The sequence below is a fragment of the Bradyrhizobium sp. genome (assembly GCF_027451485.1).
In the GTDB taxonomy this organism is placed as follows: Bacteria; Pseudomonadota; Alphaproteobacteria; order Rhizobiales; family Xanthobacteraceae; genus Bradyrhizobium.
Window position 1 is genome coordinate 1 of record NZ_DAIDJE010000092.1, and the last position, 17,917, is coordinate 17,917.

Here is a 17,917-nt window from a genome sequence, read left to right on the forward strand (position 1 = left end):
CGCGCCGAGAGCCGCATGGACTCGGACGCCTCCCGCAAGAGCTTGGTGCCGGCGCTATCGGTTTGCGCGATCGTCTCCAGCACGGCGCTAGGGGCCTCCGCATTGGTGCGAACATTCGCCAGGCCAAGCGCGGCATAACGCGCGGCCTGAATGTCGCGCGCCGCCGCGACGCGCGTGGCGACCTCTTTCGAGCCTTCCGCCGGCGGCGGCAAGATCAAATCGGCTGCAGAGACCGCCGGCACTTCGATGCGCAGATCGATGCGGTCCATCAGCGGACCGGAGATGCGCGCCTGGTAATCGGCGGTGCAGCGCTCGATGCGGTTGCGCCTGCACGAGAAGCCGGGCTCGAACGCATGGCCGCAGCGGCAGGGGTTCATGGCGGCGACCAGCATGAAGCGCGCCGGATAGGTGACGCGATGGTTGGCGCGCGACACCGCGACGGTGCCGTTTTCGAGCGGCTGGCGCAGCGAATCGAGCACGCGCGGATCGAACTCCGGCAATTCGTCGAGAAACAGCACGCCGTGGTGGCTGAGCGAGATTTCACCGGGCCGGGCGCGCAACCCTCCACCCGTGAGCGCCGCCATGCTCGCTGAATGATGGGGGCTGCGGAACGGCCGTTGCGCCGTCAAGGCGCCGTCGCGGATTTCGCCCGCGACCGACGCGATCATCGATACTTCCAGCAGTTCGGACGGCGACAGCGGCGGCAAAATCGAAGGCAGTCGCGCGGCGAGCATCGACTTGCCCGCGCCGGGGCTTCCCATCATCAGCAAATGATGCCCGCCGGCTGCGGCGATTTCGAGCGCGCGCTTGGCGCTCTCCTGGCCCTTGATGTCGCGCAGGTCGAGCTGGCCTGGCGAGGCCTCGTGCACCTTCGGCGTCGGCCGCGACAGCACCTGGCTCCCGCGAAAATGATTGGCCAGTTGAATCAGCGAATTTGCCGCCACGATCTGGATGTCCGGGCTCGCCCAGGCGGCTTCGGCGCCGCAGGCCGCCGGGCAGATCAGGCCTTCCTCGCGCGAGTTCGCGCCGATCGCGGCCGGCAAGACGCCCGCAACCGGCGCAATCGAGCCGTCGAGGCCGAGTTCGCCGAGCACGGTGAAACCTGAAAGCGCATCCGGCGGGATCGCGCCGATCGCCGCCATCAATCCCAGCGCAATGGGGAGATCGTAATGGCTGCCCTCCTTCGGCAGGTCGGCCGGCGCGAGGTTGACGGTGATGCGGCGCGCGGGCAGAGCGAGGCCGGAGGCGATCAGCGCCGAACGAACTCTTTCGCGCGCCTCGGACACCGCCTTGTCGGGCAGGCCGACGATGGCAAAGGCCGGCAGACCCGGGGCGACCTGCACCTGCACGTCGACGGCGCGGGCCTCGATCCCCTCAAACGCGACGGTTGAAACCCGCTGGACCATCAGCCCCTCCGCGAGGAAGGGTAGCGGAACGCGAGTGGCCAATCAAGAACATTAGTAGAACAAACTATATCGAATGCGATGGAATCGGTGTTAACGAACCGGACGCGAAAGACAAGAAAGGCGGGTCGCGTCGAAGAGACGTCGGTGCGCAAAACATCTGCACTAACGTGATGCCGGGCCGCCCATGCGCGACGGCGAATGCGCCTGATCGCGCGCGGATCGTTTAAACGAAAATGAGGACAGCCCGCCGAATCAATCCCGCGCCAGCGTTATTCCAGCGGCTGCACCGGCGGCATGGCCGATGTATGCGCCATAGCAGGGGCCGGCGCCGGAGCGGGGGACGGCGGTGGCGCAGGCGGGGCCGATGCGACCGCTGCAACATCCGCACGGGTTCGTGGCGCGGACCGGTAGTCGCCTGACATCGCGGTTGGCTCCGCCGTTGCGGGCCTGCGGGCGTATCGGCGGTGGCTCGGTCGCCGCAATCCCCAGGAACTCGCAATCGATGGTCCGGCCGCATAACCGACAAACGCACCGGCCACGGCGCCGACCGGCCCAAGCACGACGGCTCCCGAAACCGCGCCGAGCACAGCATCGCCAGCGCGTTCCTGGGCCGTCGCAGCCGTTGACAGCAGTGCAAGGGCAAAGGCCAGGCCGATCGTCTGTTTCTTCATTTTAAAATCCCCCGCTTGTCCACCATCGGATGGTGACAAGCCTGATCACGGCGAGTCTCTACCCCGTCACCAGTCACCCAACCATTGTGACTAGAATTGGACGCCTTCGCGTCGAGCGCCTGGTGCGGATACGCCGCGACGATCCCGCAAGCCGGGAACCCAAGCGTGCACGGTTCGACCGCGACGGAAACGAGACGGAGAAACCTGCCTTAGACAGGGTTGGTTGGAAGGCGTGAGCGGTACGGCAGGGCATGACGAATGGCAGTCGCCCGCCACCGGTTCATTTAGGAGGGATTCGAATGGTCGACTTTTCGTCCGCGGTGAAACTCGATTCCCGTGAGCAGCATTTTCGCTTTCCGGGCCCGCGCCAGGGCCTGTCCCTGTTTCTGAGATTCCTGCCGTCGCCACGACCTGAACCTCGGCCGCGCCGCGCGGTGCTGTACATCCATGGCGCGACGTTTCCCTCGGCGCTGTCGATCGCACATCGCTTTGACGGAAGATCCTGGCGCGATGCGCTCAATGACGCAGGCTTCGACGTGTGGGCGCTGGACTTTTACGGCTTCGGACATTCCGACCGTTACCCGGAGATGGACCAGCCGGCGGCCGGCAATGCTCCGCTCTGCGTGGCGGAAGATGCGGTGGAACAGGTAGCGGTCGCGGTCCGCTTCATCCTTGGCCACCAGAATCTCGACAGGCTGTCGCTGATCTCCCATTCCTGGGGCTCGATGCCGGCAAGCCTGTTCGCGGCCAAGCACCCGGCGCTGATCGATCGTCTCGTGCTGTTCGCGCCGATCGCGCGCCGACCGCCGCGCCGCTACGAGCAGCCCGCCGCGTTTCCGGCCTGGCGCATAGTGACGCTTGAGGACCAGTGGAGCCGGTTCGTCGAGGACGTGCCGGCGCATGAACCGCCGGTGCTCTCGCGCATTCACTTCGAGGAATGGGGACAGCGCTATCTCGACAGCGATCCCGAAAGCCGCTTGCGCGATCCCTCGGGCGTGCAAACTCCGCTCGGGCCCTTTTCCGAAATCATCAAGGCGTGGCATGGCCGCCTGGCCTATGACCCCGCCGCGGTGCGCTGTCCCGTCGCGATCATCCGCGGCGAATGGGATGGCCTGCTGCCGGATGAAGATGCGCGCTGGCTGTTCGACGCCTTCATCCATGCCGCCAGCAAGCGCGACATCAAGATCGGCCGCGGTACGCATCTGATGCATCTGGAAACGATGCGGTTCGCGCTGTGGCGCGAGAGCATCGATTTCCTGGCCGGCGAGGATGTCGCGCCGATACCGGCTTGAAGGAGGCGCCGTGATTCCATCCCGACGTCAGGGGCGGAAAAGACCAGGCATCCCGAGCCGCGCATCGGGGAGGGGATTCTTGGCGAGATGAGCTTCGGATTGTTGTTTCGACGCGTTTTCTTCGCGCAAACCGGTTTCCACTCCGCTCGAAAACGCTCTAGCATGACGCAATCAAACAAGGCGACGAGGGGATCCGATGACCACACGCCCATCCGACGGCTTTGCGCTCATCAAGCCGGGCCAGACCTATCTCGGCAAGCAGGGCATTGTGTATGGGGCAGGCGCGTCAGCCGAGACGGTGGGTGCCCAGAAGATCTGCATGAACGTGATGCCGATGCCGCCGGGCGCGACCGCGAAGGCGCATTTCCACCTGGATATTGAAACGATCGCCTACATGCTCGAGGGCGAATGCACGGTCTATTACGGCGATCACCTGGAGAACAGGGTGGAAGTGAAGCAGGGCGAACAATGCTTCTGCGACGCCAATATTCCGCACGCGCCGCGCAACGAGAGCGGCAAGCCATGCACGTGGATCGTCGTGCATTCATCCGGCAGCGACCAGGACGGCATCGTGCTGTTGCCGGAGCTCGACCAGGAACTGGCGGAGCGGCTGGCTGGCGTCGTCAAATGAGCTCAAAGCGGCCTTCGACCTCATAGCCGCCACTCGACAAGCGCCAGCCCGACAAAAAGGGCCCCGGACGATGCCGGGGCCTTTTCGCTTGAAACAGTCAGGCGACGATCAATACCTCGTGGCGGCGGGTTCGCCGATTCTGTAGTTCACGCCGACGCGCAGGAGTTGAAAGTCATCCGTCAGACGCGAGCTCGAGATGATGATGCCGCTCGGAGGGACAACCGGCGCGGAAAGGGTCTCGCCGGGAATGCCCGTCCAGAGGTCTTCGACCTTGACCGACCATGAGCGGTTGATCGCGTATTCGATCCCGGCGCCGGCAGCCACTCCCAATTTCATGCTGCTGTTCGCCAGATTCGCGGCTGATCCGGGCGTATTGATGTTGGTCACGAGTTCGGTGTTCGTGACGTGGGCATAGGCCGCACCGACCGTTCCGTAGATCAGGAACTGATTGAACGCAGCGCCAACGCGGACCCGCGTGGTCCCGAAATAATCGAGGTCGCGGGACGCAGCGAGCTGGTCACCAAAGGGGTCGAGGAGCCGAACAAAGGAGTCCTTGATTGCCGAGCCCTGGAAATCCGTTTCGATGCCAACGACGATCGGCCCCTGTTGCCAGTTGTAACCCGCCTGCACGCCACCGAATCCTCCCGACCCTTTTAAACCGGTGGTCGTAAGCTGAATGCCGAAATTATTGCTCAGCGTGATGTCGGGACGCCGGTCCTGCCAGGCCCCGCCGCCGTTCAGGCCGGCGTAAAATCCGCTCCAGTTAAAGGCAGCCTCGGCAGCCGGCGGAAGTGCCTTGAGCGGGATATCGGCCGCCATCGCCGGAGCGGCTCCGCTTGCCAGAAGCGCGAACGCGCCAACCCAAAGGGTTTTCATGACATGCCTCCGCAATGCATTTGTCGAATTATTCCGACATGATTCCACGTTTAAGGCGGCCACACAGTCTCTCATCGGCAACAGTCACGCAGGAAAACCGCCGCGAGACGGCGTCCAGCGCCACGACCTGCACGCATACTGCAGACGCCATGACGTCAGGCCTTTTGGCCGCGCTTCGTCTCGATCACGTCCCAGATCCTGGCGGCGATGTCCGGCCCGCCGAGACGGGAAATGGCACGAATGCCGGTCGGCGAGGTCACGTTGATCTCGGTGAGATTGCCGTCGATCACGTCGATGCCGACGAACAGCAGTCCGCGCGCGCGTAAAGCGGGTCCCAGCGTGGTGCAGATCTCGCGTTCGCGGTCGGTGAGGTCGGTCGCCTTCGCGGCGCCGCCGCGCACCATGTTGGAGCGCAGATCGTCGGCGGCCGGCACGCGGTTGACCGCGCCGGCGAATTCGCCGTCGACAAGGATGATGCGTTTGTCGCCGTGTTTCACCTTGGGCAGGAAGCGCTGGATCACCCAAGGCTCCTTGAAGGTCACGGAGAACATGTCGAACAGCGAGCCGAAGTTCATGTCCTGCGGCATGATGCGAAACACCGCCGCGCCGCCATGGCCGTGCAGCGGCTTCATCACCACGGCGCCGTGCTCGTCGCGAAAGGCGTTGATCTCGGTGAGATCGCGCGAGATCAGCGTCGGCGGCATCAGCTGCGGAAAATCCATCACGAACAGCTTTTCCGGCGCATTGCGCACGGAGGCCGGATCGTTCACCACCAGCGTCGTCGGTAGCAGCCGCTCCAGGAGATGCGTCGAGGTGACGTAGGCAAGATCGAACGGCGGGTCCTGGCGCAGCAAGATCACGTCGAACGCCGACAGATGCTCCCGCCGCGGCTCGCCGAGCGTGAAGTGGTCGCCCGCCTCGTCGCGCACGGTCAGCGCCTGCACCGGCGCCACCACGTCCGCGCCGCGTTGGGACAGCTTGTCGGGCGTGTAATAGGACAACCCGTGCCCGCGCCTTTGCGCCTCCAGGAGCAGCGCGAAAGTGGAATCGCCGGCTATGTTGATGCGCGCGATCGGGTCCATCTGGACGGCGACGTTCAGTTTCATGGCGGGTCCGTCAGCTCTTTCGGGTTGTTGTTCAAGGGCTCGCATCGAAGGCCGCCATCACATGGTGCGGCAGGCGGCGCGGCGCAATCAACATGGCGTCGAAGCGCAGATCATAGCCGTCATGTTCGGGATGCGCCATCAGCCAGATTTGCGCGGCAGCGATGATGCGCGCCTGCTGGCGCGGCGTCACCGCATAGGCCGCATCGTCGAGGTTGTCGCGCGCCTTGACCTCGACAAAGGCGATGGTGCTGCGCCGCCTCGCCACGAGATCGATCTCGCCGTGCGGCGTGCGGAAGCGCTTGGCGAGGATGCGGTAGCCCTTGGCGATCAGGAACGCCGCGGCGCGCGCTTCCGCCGACAGGCCCGTGCGGAAGGCTGCCACGCGCGCCGGTGAAGCTGGCCTGGGTTCGCCCTTGTCAGTCGCCATGCGCCTGCTTTTCGTTCTGCTTGGCGAGTTCAAGCGCGCGGGCATAGAGCTCGCGGCGCGGCCGCCCGGACACTTCCACCGCATGAGCGACCGCATCCTTGACGCTGTCGCGCGCCAGCCGATCGCGCAGCAGCGCATCGACTTCTTCCGTCGTCATCGCCTGGCTGCCTTCGGCGGCGGGTGCGATCACCAGCACGAATTCGCCGCGCGTCTCCAGCGTCGCCGCCGACTGCGCCAATCCAGCAAGCGTGCCGCGGCTGATCTGCTCATGCAGCTTGGTCATCTCGCGGCAGATCGCGGCGCTTCGCGCGCCCATGATGGCAGCGAGGTCGGAGAGCGCGTCCTGCACGCGGCTGCCGGATTCGAAGAGCACCAGGGTTGCATCGAGCCGCGCAAGCTCGGTGAGGCGGGCGCGGCGCGCGGCTTGTTTCGGCGGCAGAAATCCTTCGAAGAAAAAACGGTCGGTCGGCAACGCCGCGACCGACAGCGCCGCCAGCACGGAGGAGGGGCCCGGCAGCGCGGTCACGCGGTGGCCGGCGGCGCAGGCCTCGCGCACCAGCTTGAAGCCGGGATCGGAAATCAACGGCGTTCCGGCGTCGGAGACCAGCGCGATCGCAGCGCCAGCCGCGAGCTGCGCGAGGATTTTCGGCCGCATCTCGGCGGCATTGTGCTCATGATAGGGGATCAGCCGCGCGGCTATGCCATAGCGCTCGGTAAGACGGCGGGTGATCCTTGTGTCCTCGCAGGCGATGAGGTCGACGCCGGCGAGCGTCTCCAATGCCCGCAACGTGATATCGCCGAGGTTGCCGATCGGGGTGGCGACCAGATAAAGCCCGCTTGCCGCCTTCGGTGCGGCCAGCGTCGTGCCGGCGACGGTATAGTTCCGCGCGTTTGGGGTTTCTGAGACATTGGATGGATTGGTGGAAACCGCTTTTGGGCGCATAATGACGATCTTAAGGGAGCGCGCGCACCACGGCGAGGGGTTCGCGCCGGTCAGATCAGGACCAGACAGATTCGGGAGAAGCAGGCCGCTTTCGCGTGCGAAAAGGTGGAGTCTGCAACTGGTTGGGCGTGAGGAAGGGTAAAATCCTTTTATTTCAGTTAACTATTCGCCGACAATATGCCTGATTCCACCCTTCCTGATGGGGCGAAGTCCCGGCCTTTGTGAGACCGGACAAGAAAGAGAAGTGACGGTGGGTGCGTTCGATCCCAAGCTTGAAACCGACACGGCCGGAGCCGAGAAGCCGGGCGTCGACAAACCGCTGACGTCGACCTTCTCGACCAGCCGGCGCACGGCGCTCGGGCTGATCGCGGCCGCGCCGCTGCTCGGCGCGTGCTCGAGCGTGCAGCAAAGCATCAGCCAGTTTTCCGTTCCCAACCCGTTCAGCTCATCGTCGGCGCCGCCTCCGGCCGGCGCGCCGCAGGGCCCGGTCGCGGTCGGCAATGGCAACGTCAAGGTCGGCATGATCCTGCCGCTGTCGGCGGGCGGCAATGCCGGACTTGCCGCAATCTCGATGCGCAACGCCGCCGAAATGGCGCTGGCCGAGTTCCTCAATCCCAACCTTCAGCTCCTGATCAAGGACGATGCCGGCTCGCCGCAGGGCGCGCAGCAGGCCGCCCAGCAGGCGCTCGACGAAGGCGCGGAGATCATCCTCGGGCCGCTGTTTGCCGCTTCCGTGCCGCCGGTCGCGCAGGTGGCGCGGGGGCGCGGCGTTTCGGTGATCGCATTCTCGACCGACTCGAGCGTCGCGAGCCGCGGCGTCTATCTGCTGAGCTTCCTCCCCGAGTCCGACGTCAACCGGATCATCGAATATGCCGGCGCTACCGGCAAACGTTCGTTCGCGGCGATGCTGCCCGAGAACGCCTATGGCAACGTGGTCGAGGCCGCCTTCAAGCAGGCGGTGGCGAAGCGCGGTGCTCGCGTCATCGTGTTTGAGAAATACGGCGCCGATCGCGCCACGGTGGCGCACAACGTCGCAGGCTCCCTGCCCAGCGCCGACGCGCTGCTTTTGGCCGACGATGGCGATGCCGTCGCGCAGGTGGCCGATGCGCTGGTTGCGGGCGGCGCCAACCTGCAGAAGGTGCAATTGCTCGGCACCGGGCTCTGGGACAATCCGCGCGTGTTCGGAACGTCAGCGCTGGAGGGCGGCCTGTACGCGGCGCCGGATCCGGCCGGCTTCCGCTCCTTCGCCACGCGCTACAAGAACAAATATGGCAGCGAGCCGGTGCGAACCGCAACGCTTGCCTATGACGCCGTCGCACTGACCGCGGCGCTGTCGCGCACCCAGGGTGGCAAGCGCTTCACGACCGAGGTGTTGCAGAATTCGTCCGGTTTTGCCGGCATCGACGGGCTGTTCCGTTTCCGCGCCGACGGCACCAACGAGCGCGGCCTTGCGGTGATGCGCGTCACGTCGAAAGGACCGGTCGCGGTTGCCGGCTCGCCGCGCAGCTTCGGGGCGTAAGCAAAGCGTTTTTCGACTGAACAGGCTACGGTTTGCGTTCAAGAAAACGCGTCAAACCGAAGACTCTAAGCCGCGAGATCCGCGACCACCGCATCGAGGACTGGAAAGCCCGCCTGCGTCACCCGCAGCCTGCCCTGGCTGTCGACGGCAATCGCCCCCTGTTCGCGCAACAGCGCGATCCGGCGCGGATCGAGCGGCCGGCCGGCCAAGGCCTGATAGCGGCGCGGATCGATGCCCTCGGCGAGGCGCAATCCCATCAGCAGGAATTCGTCGGCGCGCTCCTCGCTGTTGAGGACGTCATCGACGACGACGCCATGCCCGCTGGACTCGACCCGCATTAGCCATGCTTCCGGGCGCTTTTCGGTCGCGGTGGCGTGGCGGATGCCGTCGATGTCGAGCCGACCGTGGGCGCCGGGACCAATTCCCGCATATTCGTGGCCGCGCCAGTAGAGGAGATTGTGCCGGCATTCGGCGCCGCTGCGTGCGTGGTTGGAGATTTCGTAGGCGTTCAGCCCGTGGTGATCGCAGACCTCCTGCGTCACGTCGTAGAGGTCACGCGCCAGGGATTCGTCCGGCGTCCTGAGCTTGCCGGCCGCATGCAGGCCGAAAAACGGCGTGCCTTCCTCGATCGTCAGTTGATACAGCGACAGGTGCTCGGCGGCTTCCGCAATCGCGAGCTTCAATTCGCTGCGCCATGCTTCCGCCGTCTGGTCGGGGCGCGCATAGATCAGGTCGAACGAATAGCGTTCGAAGGTGCGGCGCGCGATGGCGACCGCATCCAGCGCCTCGCGGGCGCTGTGCAACCGTCCGAGCGTTTTCAGCGATGCATCGTCCAGCGCCTGAACGCCGAGCGAGACGCGGTTGACGCCGGCTGAGCGGTAGCCCGCAAAGCGGGTGGCTTCAACGCTGGTCGGGTTGGCCTCCAGCGTCACTTCGGCATCCGCCGCCACGTGCCAGTGTCTGCCGATGGCATCGAGCACCGCAGCCACCGTCGCCGGCTGCATCAGGGACGGCGTGCCGCCGCCGAGAAAGATCGACGTCACCTCACGCCCGGGCACGCGCGTCGCGGTTGTTTCGATCTCGCGGGCAAGGGCGCGCGCAAAGCGATCCTCGTCGATCGCAGCGTGGCGGACGTGGCTGTTGAAATCGCAATACGGGCACTTCGACAGGCAAAACGGCCAGTGCACGTAAACGCCGAACGCCTCTTTCTTGCTCGCCGTGCTAACCAAGGCAGCGCTCCGCCAGCTTGACGAAAGCGCGTGCCCGATGTGAGAGCCCCATGCCGAGCGGCGGCAGCCCGTGCTTTTCGACCGAAGTCATCTCGCCGAACGTGCGGTCATGGCCCTCGGGCAAAAACATCGGATCGTAGCCGAAGCCGGCACCGCCGCGCGGCGGCCAGACGAGAGTTCCGTCGACGCGCGCCTCGACTTCCTCGACGTGCCCGTCGGGCCAGGCGGCGCAGAGCGCGGAGACGAAATGCGCGTTGCGCCTGCCGCGCTCGCTAGCGCCGCGTTCGATCAGGAGCCGTTCGATTCTGGTCATCGCGGCGTTGAAATCCTTGGCCGGGCCGGCCCAGCGCGCCGAATAAATCCCGGGAGCGCCGTCGAGCGCGTCGACCACAAGGCCGGAGTCGTCGGCAAAAGCGGGAAGCTTTGCCGCGGTCGCTGCCGCCACCGCCTTGATCCTCGCATTGGCTGCAAAGCTGCTGCCGGTCTCTTCCGGTTCGTCGAGATTGAGTTCTGCCGCCGAAATCGCCGTGATGCCATAAGGCGCAAGCAATTCGCGCATCTCGGCAAGCTTGCCGGGATTGTGGGTCGCGATCACAAGCTGGCCACTGATGCGACGGGGCATATCTTCAGCTCATTGAAATGAGTGGGGTCATCCCACCGCCATCTTCTGCAAGTCCACCAGTCGGGCGACGCCCTTCTGCGCGAGCGCCATCAGCGCCAGGAACTCGTTTTGCGAGAACGGTGTCTTCTCGGCGGTGCCCTGCACCTCGACGAGGCGCCCGTCGCCGGTCATCACGAAATTGGCGTCAGTCTCGGCGGTCGAATCCTCAGCATAGTCGAGGTCGAGTACCGGCGTGCCGTTATAGATGCCGCAGGAGATTGCGGCGACATGGTCGCGCAGCACGTCGGTCTTGATCATGTTGCGCGCCTTCATCCAGGAGATGCAGTCGGCGAGCGCGACCCAGGCGCCGGTGATGGAGGCCGTGCGCGTTCCGCCGTCGGCCTGCAGCACGTCGCAGTCGACCGTGATCTGGCGCTCGCCGAGCGCTTCCAGGTCGATGGTGGCTCGCAGCGAGCGGCCGATCAGCCGCTGGATTTCTACGGTGCGGCCGCTCTGCTTGCCGCTCGACGCCTCGCGCCGGGTGCGCTCCAGGGTGGCCCGTGGCAGCATGCCGTATTCAGCCGTCACCCAGCCGCGGCCCTGGCCCTTCAGCCACGGCGGCAGGCGTTCTTCCAGCGTGGCCGTCACCAGGACATGGGTGTCGCCGAACTTCACGAGGCAAGACCCTTCGGCATATTTGACCACGCCGCGTTCCAGCGACACGGCGCGCAATTCATCCGGCGCACGGCGGCTTGGACGCATGAAAATCCTCCGAAATTAACCAATCAGGGCCTTCGGCGTGCTTGTAGGAGGGCGTTTGCGGCGCGGCAAGGCTTTTCCTGCTGCATGCTTGCCACCGAGCCACTAGATAAGGAAAATCAGCAGCGGGGGAGTTTGTTGGAATCGGACTACCGGGAGTTTCGATCTTGGCCCACCACGAACCGATCGGGCTGATCCCGTCGCATAGCGGGCTTGCCCAGCTCAACGAGCGCTCGCGGGAGATTTTTCGCCAGATCGTCGAAAGTTATCTTGCCACCGGCGAGCCAGTCGGCTCGCGCAACATTTCGCGCCTGATCGCGGTTCCACTGTCGCCGGCCTCGGTGCGCAACGTCATGGCCGACCTCGAAGCGCTCGGGCTGATCTATGCGCCGCACACCTCGGCCGGCCGGCTGCCGACCGAAGCCGGCTTGCGGTTTTTCGTCGATGCGTTGATGCAGGTCGGCGATCTCACCGAAGCCGAACGGCAATCGATTCAGACCCAGCTTTCCGCCGTCGGCCGGGCCCAGCCGGTGGAAGCCGTGCTCGGCGAGGCGCTGACCCGGCTCTCCGGGCTGACACGCGCCGCCGCCGTGGTTTTGACCGGCAAATCCAATTCGCGCCTCAAGCATATCGAATTCGTGCGGCTGGAGCCGGAGCGGGCGCTGGTCGTGCTGGTCAGCGAGGATGGCCAGGTTGAAAACCGCGTCCTCAGCTTGCCGCCGGGCGTACCGTCGTCGGCGCTGACCGAAGCCACCAATTTCCTCAATGCGCGGATCAGGGGACGTACGCTGGCCGAAGCGCGGCTCGAACTGGAAACCGCGCTGGTGCAGGCTCGCGCCGAGCTCGATCAATTGACGCAGAAGGTGATTGCGGCGGGCGTCGCCAGCTGGTCCGGCGGCGAAAACGAGGACCGGCAGCTGATCGTGCGCGGTCACGCCAATCTGCTCGAAGATCTTCACGCGCTCGAAGACCTCGAGCGCGTCCGCCTGCTGTTCGACGATCTGGAAACCAAGCGCGGCGTCATCGATCTGCTGGGCCGGGCCGAGAGCGCCGAGGGCATGCGGATCTTCATCGGATCGGAGAACAAGCTGTTCTCGCTATCCGGTTCGTCGACCATCATCGCGCCCTATCGGGACGCTGCCGGCAAGATCGTCGGCGTGCTCGGGGTGATCGGGCCGACCCGGCTCAATTATGCCCGCGTGATTCCGACCGTCGATTATGCGGCGCGGATCGTCAGCCGCCTCCTGGGCGGCTGATCGGCGGTCGGGGCGCTTGATTTTCAGCGGCTAAAGCACGATATCCGGCCCATCAATCCGCTCAAGTTAGCCAAAAGACGATTTCGAAAAGGTAGTCGCATGACCGATCCCAACGGGCAAAACGACAATTCGGCCGATCCCGAGCAGGCCGCGGAGCCCGTGGTTTCCAAGCCCTATATCATGCCGGATGATCCCGAGCCGGGATCGGCGGAGGCGCTCGCCAAGGAAGCCGCGGAATGGCGCGACAAGATGCTGCGCACGCTCGCCGAGATGGAAAATCTGCGCAAGCGGACCGCCAAGGAAGTGTCCGATGCGCGCTCTTATGGCATTACGGGTTTCGCGCGTGACGTGCTCGACATCGCCGACAATCTCCAGCGCGCGCTCGATGCCGTGCCGGTGGAGACGCGCGAATTGGCCGATCCGATGCTGAAGACGCTGATCGAGGGCGTGGTGTTGACCGAGCGCTCGCTGCTCAATGCGCTGGAGAAGAACGGCGTCAAGAAATTTGACCCCACCGGCGAGAAATTCAATCCGAATTTCCAGCAGGCGATGTACGAGGTTCCCGATCCGTCCGTGCCTGCGGGCACCGTGGTGCAGGTGGTCCAGGCCGGCTACATGATCGGCGAACGGGTGCTGCGGCCGGCCCTTGTCGGCGTTTCGAAGGGCGGTGCGAAGACGGCCGCGCCGGCTAACGGAAACGAGCCGAATGGCGGAGCTTGATTCTTAGGCCTCTTGACCCTCACGGGCCTCTTGACCCTCACGGCGAGGACGCGCGGGCACACGAAGAGGCCGAGCGAAGGCCCGTGGCGAACGGTGTAAGATCAAACGACGCGCCGTTCCGGACGATGCCTTGCATCGCCGGGAGAGCCATGAGGCACCGGCGCGGCCAGCTCGAGCCGCGCCGCCGAGCGCGTTCTGCCGGATTAGGGGGAGCTTTCCTTATACCGCGATATCGCTCGACTGGATTCGCTTGACGCCGACTTTTTCCATGTCCGCCCAGGCTTTCGCAAGCGAGCCGTGGGTGTCGATGCCGCGGCAGGCGTCTTCGACCACGAAAGCATCAAAGCCGGCCTTGCGCGCATCCAGCGCCGTCCACGCCACGCAGAAATCGGTGGCCAATCCTGCGATGAACAGCCGTTGCAGCTTGCGCGCCTTGAGCCAGGCGGCAAGGCCTGTCGTGGTCTTGCCGTCGGCCTCGGTGAAGGCCGAGTAGCTGTCGACGTCCTTGTGATAGCCTTTGCGGACGATGAGTTCGGCCTGAGGGATCGACAGATCCTTCGACAGCGATGCGCCATCCGTTCCCTGCACGCAGTGATCGGGCCACAGCACCTGCTTGCCGTAGGCCAGATCAATCGTCTCGAACGGCTTCTTGCCGGCATGAGAGGAAGCGAACGAGACGTGGCCGGGGGTGTGCCAGTCCTGCGTCATCACGACATTGGCAAATCCTCTGGCGAGGCGGTTGATGACCGGGATGACCTGATCGCCGTCCTTCACCGCAAGGCTGCCGCCTGGCAGGAAACAGTTTTGCACGTCGATGACAAGCAGCGCCGATGCATCGTCGACCTTGATCGGGGTCGCCGCCGAAACCGGACGCGAGGCAATCGCCGTCATGGCCAGGCTCCCTAATGCTGCGAGCGTCTTTCGTCGATCCATCATGCCGCACCTCCACCTGCATCTGAAGGTGCGATGCTAGCAAATCAGGCCGGCCTGGGAAGATCAAAGAAGCGGCGAGCCTGACTGTACGCGCTGTGAGACCACTCCCCGGCCATATAAGTTCGGCTGAGCCCTCTACGAGCGCGGCGCAATGCTGTCGCGGACCGCACGGAACCGCGGAAAGGCCTTCTCCCATTGATCGCGCGGCGCGCTGCCGATCACGCGCATGGCGCCTTGGCCGCCGAAGCGCATCCACTGCACCACGGTGACCGGGGTATTGTCCCGGCCGCTGGTGCCGTCGATCCGCGTTTCATAACCGGCCATGCTCTCGATGCGAACCGGCTCGGACATGGTGATGTGCCCGGTGTGCAGGCCGGGAATGGCGCGTGCGGCCTGATCGGCAAAACGGGCGCGGTCCTCGGGCTCGGAGGGCGCTGACGCCATCAGCCCGATCACCATGAAGGGCGCGGCCTCAAAGCCCTTGGTCTCATCGCCGTCGGCGAGCAGCAGCGCACCGGTCGCCCCGAGCGCGCGAACGTTCTTGAAGTCGCCAAGGTTGCCCACCTTGAACGGCATCAGGGAGAGCTGCTCGTTGACCGGAACCTCCTTGCGGATCACGGCCGAGGCCAGCATCTGGCGAACCGCATCGTCGCTGTAGATCTTGGTCGCGTTCTCGGGCACCTGGACGTCGACATAGCCGGAGAAGGTGCCGCCCGAGAGGATCATCGAATAGTGGCGAATGACGCCGGACGTGTTCTTGGCGTTGTCGACGGTGTAGTAGGCGGTTCCGGCAGCGGTCTCGAGGCTCTCCGGCTTGACGGAGGCGATCGCCGGATTGTTCTTGAATGTGTTCATCACCTCGCCATAGGCGGCCGCCGGCAACTCCGCGATCAGCACCTTGACGCTCTGGTCTTCGGTCTCAAAGCCGGTGAAGGTCTTGGCGGGGACGAGACCCACCAGCGGGGTCATTCCGATCCGGGCACCCGTCGGGAAAACCTGGTCGGCAGCGAATGCGCCACCCGTGGTGACGGTGAGCCAGGCAAGCGCAGAAAGCAGTCGGAGATAGGTCATCGGCGATTTTCTCGGATGATGGTTGCGGCCGTCTGATGATGGGCGGCTCGTATCATTATGCGGCCCCCTCGTTTACGAACTTCGGAATCGATAGAACACTAAAAACCCATTGATCCCGTTTGGCTTGGGTTCAAAATCTTCGGCGATTGCCGCGGCAGCGGTGATACCGGCTTCTGAACCGCCACGGAGGGCCGAATGCCTCCCGGCCCGGGCGGCCTTTTAGCGGTTTTGCCGGGCCTGCGACAGCGGCATCGGCGCCCTGAGGGACCGGGGTTTCCCGGTCTTGCCCCGGCGCCGCCCGATCATAGCCTCGCCTCGAAACTATCTTTAAACGTTGCCGGCTTTTGCGGACGAAGGTTGCGTCCGCCTCCTTGCAGGGCATACGCCCCCTCCTATATGAGGCTCACCGTCGCAATATCGCGAGTTTTTGATCGTTGGGGGTCCGGATCAGGGCGCCGTCAGGGCCTTAGCCGACCTGCCGCAGAAAGAAGGATGTAGGACCATGGGAAAGGTCATCGGGATCGATCTCGGCACCACGAATTCGTGTGTCGCCGTCATGGATGGCAAAAACGCTAAAGTTATCGAAAACGCCGAGGGCATGCGGACGACCCCGTCAATCGTCGCCTTTAGCGACGATGGCGAGCGCCTCGTCGGCCAGCCGGCCAAGCGCCAGGCAGTGACCAATCCCGAGCGGACCTTCTTTGCGGTGAAGCGTCTGGTTGGTCGTCGCTACGACGATCCGATGGTGGAAAAGGACAAGAAGCTCGTCCCCTACAAGATCGTTAAGGCATCCAACGGCGATGCCTGGGTCGAAGCCGACGGCAAGACCTACTCGCCTTCGCAGATTTCCGCCTTCATCCTGCAGAAGATGAAGGAGACCGCCGAGGCCCATCTCGGCCAGAAGGTCGATCAGGCCGTTATCACGGTTCCCGCTTACTTCAACGACGCCCAGCGCCAGGCCACCAAGGATGCCGGCAAGATCGCGGGCCTTGAAGTGCTGCGCATCATCAACGAGCCGACCGCGGCGGCGCTCGCCTATGGTCTCGACAAGACCAAGTCCGGCACCATTGCGGTGTACGACCTCGGCGGCGGTACGTTCGATATCTCGATTCTCGAGATCGGCGACGGCGTGTTCGAGGTGAAGTCGACCAACGGCGACACCTTCCTCGGCGGCGAAGACTTCGACATGCGGCTGGTCGGTTATCTTGCCGACGAATTCCAGAAGGAGCAGGGCATCAACCTGCGCAACGACAAGCTGGCCCTGCAGCGGCTGAAAGAGGCCGCCGAAAAGGCCAAGATCGAATTGTCGTCGACGACGCAGACCGAAATCAATCTGCCCTTCATCACGGCCGATCAGACCGGACCGAAGCATTTGACCATGAAGCTGACGCGCGCCAAGTTCGAGGCGCTGGTCGATGACCTCGTGCAGAAGACCATCGAGCCCTGCCGCAAGGCTTTGAAGGATGCGGGCCTCACTGCCGGCGAGATCGGCGAAGTGGTGCTGGTCGGCGGCATGACCCGCATGCCGAAGGTGCAGGAAGTCGTGAAGCAATTGTTCGGCAAGGAGCCGCACAAGGGAGTCAACCCGGACGAAGTCGTGGCGATCGGCGCCGCGATCCAGGCCGGCGTGCTGCAAGGCGACGTCAAGGATGTGCTGCTGCTCGACGTCACGCCGCTGTCGCTCGGCATCGAGACGCTTGGCGGCGTATTCACCCGCATCATCGACCGCAACACCACGATCCCGACCAAGAAGAGCCAGGTGTTCTCGACCGCCGAGGACAACCAGAATGCGGTCACCATCCGCGTTTTCCAGGGCGAGCGGGAAATGGCGGCCGACAACAAGATACTCGGGCAGTTCGACCTGATGGGCATTCCGCCGGCGCCGCGCGGCATGCCACAGATCGAGGTTACGTTCGACATCGACGCCAACGGCATCGTCAACGTGTCCGCCAAGGACAAGGCGACGGGCAAGGAACAGCAGATCCGCATCCAGGCATCGGGTGGTCTTTCGGAAGCCGACATCGACAAGATGGTCAAGGACGCCGAAGCCAATGCGGCCGAGGACAAGAAGCGCCGCGAGGCGGTCGACGCCAAGAACCACGCCGACGCGCTGGTGCATTCCACCGAGAAGGCGCTTGCCGAGCATGGCTCGAAGATTGCGGATACCGAACGGCGCGCCATCGAGGATGCGGTCAGTGACCTGAAGGAAGCGCTGAAGGGCGATGATGCCGAAGCGATCAAGGCCAAGAGCAATACGCTAGCGCAAGCCTCGATGAAACTCGGCGAGGCCATGTACAAGCAGCAGGCCGAAAGCGATGCGGCCAAGGATGCTGCGAAGGACGACGTTGTCGATGCGGAATTCACCGAAGTCGACGACGACAAGAACAACAAGAAATCTGCTTAAAGAGCGAGCCGACGATGACCCCCATTCTTACGAGCACGCAAAGTGGCGTCTCGAAAGGGTGGGGGTTATTTTT

17 protein-coding genes are annotated in these 17,917 nt (G+C 64.5%); 6 read left to right on the top strand and 11 right to left on the bottom strand.

The window, feature by feature from the left end:
- Together NEZ08_RS12000 and NEZ08_RS12005 are read right to left on the bottom strand one after the other, a co-directional pair.
- The coding region (locus NEZ08_RS12000; RefSeq protein WP_298107087.1) for a YifB family Mg chelatase-like AAA ATPase at positions 1 to 1,406 on the bottom strand (1,406 nt) is incomplete at its 3' end.
- A 269-nt stretch (positions 1,407 to 1,675) separates the two neighbouring features.
- A complete protein-coding gene (locus NEZ08_RS12005) occupies positions 1,676 to 2,077 on the bottom strand; it encodes a DNA-directed RNA polymerase subunit N (protein WP_298107088.1) in 402 nt (133 codons plus the stop codon).
- Between the two features lie 299 nt (positions 2,078 to 2,376).
- Here NEZ08_RS12005 and NEZ08_RS12010 point away from each other — a divergent pair, with 299 nt between their 5' ends.
- Positions 2,377 to 3,369, top strand: coding sequence for an alpha/beta hydrolase (locus NEZ08_RS12010; protein WP_298107089.1), 993 nt, complete (start codon positions 2,377 to 2,379; stop codon positions 3,367 to 3,369).
- 196 nt (positions 3,370 to 3,565) lie between these two features.
- Positions 3,566 to 4,000, top strand: coding sequence for a cupin domain-containing protein (locus NEZ08_RS12015; RefSeq protein ID WP_298107091.1), 435 nt, complete (start codon positions 3,566 to 3,568; stop codon positions 3,998 to 4,000).
- A gap of 108 nt (positions 4,001 to 4,108) precedes the next feature.
- Here NEZ08_RS12015 and NEZ08_RS12020 read toward each other — a convergent pair whose 3' ends face one another.
- The 4 genes from NEZ08_RS12020 to rsmI all read right to left on the bottom strand — a co-directional run bounded on the left by NEZ08_RS12020 (position 4,109) and on the right by rsmI (position 7,352).
- Positions 4,109 to 4,876, bottom strand: coding sequence for an outer membrane protein (locus tag NEZ08_RS12020; RefSeq protein ID WP_298107093.1), 768 nt, complete (start codon positions 4,874 to 4,876; stop codon positions 4,109 to 4,111).
- A 155-nt stretch (positions 4,877 to 5,031) separates the two neighbouring features.
- On the bottom strand, positions 5,032 to 5,982 hold the full coding sequence (gene gshB, locus NEZ08_RS12025; protein WP_298107095.1) for a glutathione synthase: 951 nt from the start codon (positions 5,980 to 5,982) through the stop codon (positions 5,032 to 5,034).
- Between the two features lie 31 nt (positions 5,983 to 6,013).
- On the bottom strand, positions 6,014 to 6,409 hold the full coding sequence (locus NEZ08_RS12030; RefSeq protein ID WP_298107096.1) for a YraN family protein: 396 nt from the start codon (positions 6,407 to 6,409) through the stop codon (positions 6,014 to 6,016).
- Complete coding sequence (gene rsmI, locus NEZ08_RS12035) at positions 6,399 to 7,352, bottom strand: 16S rRNA (cytidine(1402)-2'-O)-methyltransferase (RefSeq protein ID WP_298107097.1); 954 nt, start codon at positions 7,350 to 7,352, stop codon at positions 6,399 to 6,401. Before rsmI ends, NEZ08_RS12030 begins: the two co-directional genes overlap by 11 nt.
- A 319-nt stretch (positions 7,353 to 7,671) precedes the next feature.
- Between rsmI and NEZ08_RS12040 the strand changes: the two genes are divergently transcribed.
- Entirely contained in the window at positions 7,672 to 8,871 is a 1,200-nt protein-coding gene (locus tag NEZ08_RS12040; protein ID WP_298107191.1) for a penicillin-binding protein activator, read from the top strand.
- A gap of 65 nt (positions 8,872 to 8,936) precedes the next feature.
- On the opposite strand, the gene hemW is transcribed toward NEZ08_RS12040, so the two are convergent.
- The 3 genes from hemW to rph are packed head-to-tail and all read right to left on the bottom strand — an operon-like array spanning position 8,937 to position 11,463.
- On the bottom strand, positions 8,937 to 10,100 hold the full coding sequence (hemW, locus tag NEZ08_RS12045) for a radical SAM family heme chaperone HemW (protein WP_298107099.1): 1,164 nt from the start codon (positions 10,098 to 10,100) through the stop codon (positions 8,937 to 8,939).
- Entirely contained in the window at positions 10,093 to 10,722 is a 630-nt protein-coding gene (gene rdgB / locus NEZ08_RS12050; RefSeq protein WP_298107101.1) for an RdgB/HAM1 family non-canonical purine NTP pyrophosphatase, read from the bottom strand. Before rdgB ends, hemW begins: the two co-directional genes overlap by 8 nt.
- Positions 10,723 to 10,749: 27 nt before the next feature.
- Entirely contained in the window at positions 10,750 to 11,463 is a 714-nt protein-coding gene (gene rph / locus NEZ08_RS12055; RefSeq protein WP_298107103.1) for a ribonuclease PH, read from the bottom strand.
- A 164-nt stretch (positions 11,464 to 11,627) separates the two neighbouring features.
- Between rph and hrcA the strand changes: the two genes are divergently transcribed.
- Together hrcA and grpE are read left to right on the top strand one after the other, a co-directional pair.
- Positions 11,628 to 12,716, top strand: a complete 1,089-nt coding sequence (hrcA, locus tag NEZ08_RS12060; protein ID WP_298107105.1) for a heat-inducible transcriptional repressor HrcA — start codon at positions 11,628 to 11,630, stop codon at positions 12,714 to 12,716.
- A 99-nt stretch (positions 12,717 to 12,815) separates the two neighbouring features.
- The gene (grpE, locus tag NEZ08_RS12065; RefSeq protein ID WP_298107107.1) at positions 12,816 to 13,436 is read left to right on the top strand and encodes a nucleotide exchange factor GrpE; all 621 of its coding nucleotides are present in this window, start codon (positions 12,816 to 12,818) and stop codon (positions 13,434 to 13,436) included.
- Positions 13,437 to 13,655: 219 nt separating this feature from the next.
- Here grpE and pncA read toward each other — a convergent pair whose 3' ends face one another.
- Together pncA and NEZ08_RS12075 are read right to left on the bottom strand one after the other, a co-directional pair.
- Entirely contained in the window at positions 13,656 to 14,372 is a 717-nt protein-coding gene (pncA, locus tag NEZ08_RS12070; protein ID WP_298107108.1) for a bifunctional nicotinamidase/pyrazinamidase, read from the bottom strand.
- Between the two features lie 132 nt (positions 14,373 to 14,504).
- Positions 14,505 to 15,440 carry a hypothetical protein gene (locus tag NEZ08_RS12075; protein WP_298107110.1) on the bottom strand — a complete coding sequence of 312 codons (936 nt, stop codon included), beginning with the start codon at positions 15,438 to 15,440 and terminating at the stop codon, positions 14,505 to 14,507.
- Between the two features lie 502 nt (positions 15,441 to 15,942).
- On the opposite strand from NEZ08_RS12075, the gene dnaK reads away from it, so the two are divergent.
- A complete protein-coding gene (gene dnaK, locus NEZ08_RS12080; RefSeq protein WP_298107112.1) occupies positions 15,943 to 17,844 on the top strand; it encodes a molecular chaperone DnaK in 1,902 nt (633 codons plus the stop codon).
- Positions 17,845 to 17,917 lie beyond the last annotated feature (73 nt).